Genomic DNA, 1,984 nt, shown 5'->3' on the forward strand with positions numbered 1-1,984 from the left:
CGACGACGGCCCCGCCGCCGCCCGCTACACCGAGGCCAGGCTGGCCGAACCGTCGATGGCCATGACCGAGGGCCTCGGCGAGGACGTCGTCGACTTCGTCCCGAACTACGACAACCAGATCATGCAGCCCGGCGTGCTGCCGGCGGCGTTCCCGAACCTGCTCGTCAACGGCGCGTCCGGCATCGCGGTCGGCATGGCGACGAACATGGCGCCGCACAACCTCGGCGAGGTCGTCGAGGCGGCGAAGCACCTCCTCATGCACCCGCAGGCCACCCTCGACGAGCTGATGGAGTTCGTCCCCGGTCCCGACCTGCCCTCCGGCGGCACCATCGTCGGGCTGTCCGGCGTGCGGGACGCCTACGCCAGCGGGCGCGGCTCGTTCCGGACGCGCGCGAAGGTGAGCGTCGAGAACCTGACGCCGCGCAAGGTCGGGCTCGTCGTCACCGAGCTCCCCTACCTGGTCGGCCCGGAGCGCGTGATCGAGAAGATCAAGGACGGGGTCCAGTCGAAGAAGCTCGTCGGCATCTCCGACGTGAACGACCTGACCGACCGCAACCACGGGCTGCGACTCGTCATCGGCATCAAGAGCGGCTTCAACCCGACCGCCGTGCTCGAGCAGCTGTACAAGCACACCCCGCTCGAGGACGGCTTCGGCATCAACAACGTCGCCCTCGTCGGCGGGTCGCCGCGCACCCTCGGGCTGCGCGAGCTGCTCGACGTGTACGTGCAGCACCGTCTGTCGGTCGTCACCCGCCGGTCCGAGTACCGGCTGGCACGTCGCCGCGAACGCCTGCACCTCGTCGAGGGCCTGCTCGTCGCGATCCTCGACATCGACGAGGTCATCGAGGTCATCCGCTCCTCGGACGACTCCGAGGCAGCGCGGTCCCGACTGCAGACCGTCTTCGACCTGTCCGAGGTGCAGGCCGAGTACATCCTCGAGCTCCGGCTCCGCCGGCTGACGAAGTTCTCGCGCCTCGAGCTCGAGGGCGAGCGCGACCAGCTGCTCGCCGACATCGCCGCGCTCGAGGAACTCCTGGCCTCCGACGAGCGGATGCGCGCCCAGGTGGCGCTCGAGCTCACCGAGGTGTCGGACCGGTTCGCCACCCCGCGCCGGACCCTCCTCACCGAGGCCGACGCCCCGGTCAAGGGTGGGCGCAAGGCCGCGGTCGACCCCGAGTCGCTGCAGATCGCCGACGCCCCGTGCCGCGTGCTGCTCTCGACCACCGGGCGACTCATCCGCGTCGACATCCCGACCTCCGAGCTCGGGATCGTCCGGGTGCCGAAGCGGTCCAAGCACGACGCCGTCCTGTCGTCGGTGGTCAGCTCGGTCCGCGGTCAGGTCGGTGCCCTCACCTCGACCGGCCGCGTGATCCGGCTCTCGCCCGTCGACGTCCCCGCCGTGCCGCCCGCCGCGGTCCGGCTCGACGCCGGGGTCCGGGTGACGGACTTCCTCGGCATCGCCCGCGGCGAGACCGTCGTGGCGCTCGTCGACCTGTCCGGAGCCTCGTCGGACTCCCTCGCGATCGGTACCGTGCAGGGCGTCGTGAAGCGGGTCGTCCCCGGGGCGTGGCCGGACAAGCCCGACTTCCCCGCGATCGGCCTGAAGCCCGGCGACGCGGTGGTCGGTGCCGCCCAGGCGCCGGAGTCCGACGACCTCGTGTTCATCACGTCCAACGCGCAGCTGCTGCGGTTCCCGGCCTCGGGCGTCCGCGCGCAGGGGCTGCCCGCCGGTGGGGTCGCCGGCGTCGCACTCGCCGCCGGCGCCTCGGTGATCTGGTTCGGGTCCGTCGCCCGCTCCGACGACGCCGTGGTCGCCACCGTCTCGGCGTCCTCCTCGGCGCTGCCCGGCACGGACACCGGGCGCGCGAAGGTCTCGGCCCTGTCGGAGTTCCCGGCGAAGGGCCGTGCCACCCAGGGCGTGCGGGCGCACGCGTTCCTCAAGGGCGAGGACGGGCTGACCGTGGCTGGGCGGGCATCGCTCCCC

The 1,984-nt window shown here is 72.4% G+C and carries 1 protein-coding gene; it reads left to right on the top strand.

Annotated features, from left to right (window positions below):
- Nucleotides 1–1,984 (top strand): DNA gyrase subunit A (locus I5E_RS18065; RefSeq protein WP_022908224.1); only part of this gene is annotated, 1,984 nt, incomplete at both ends.

It is taken from the genome of Curtobacterium sp. B18 (assembly GCF_000333375.1).
In the GTDB taxonomy this organism is placed as follows: Bacteria; Actinomycetota; Actinomycetes; order Actinomycetales; family Microbacteriaceae; genus Curtobacterium.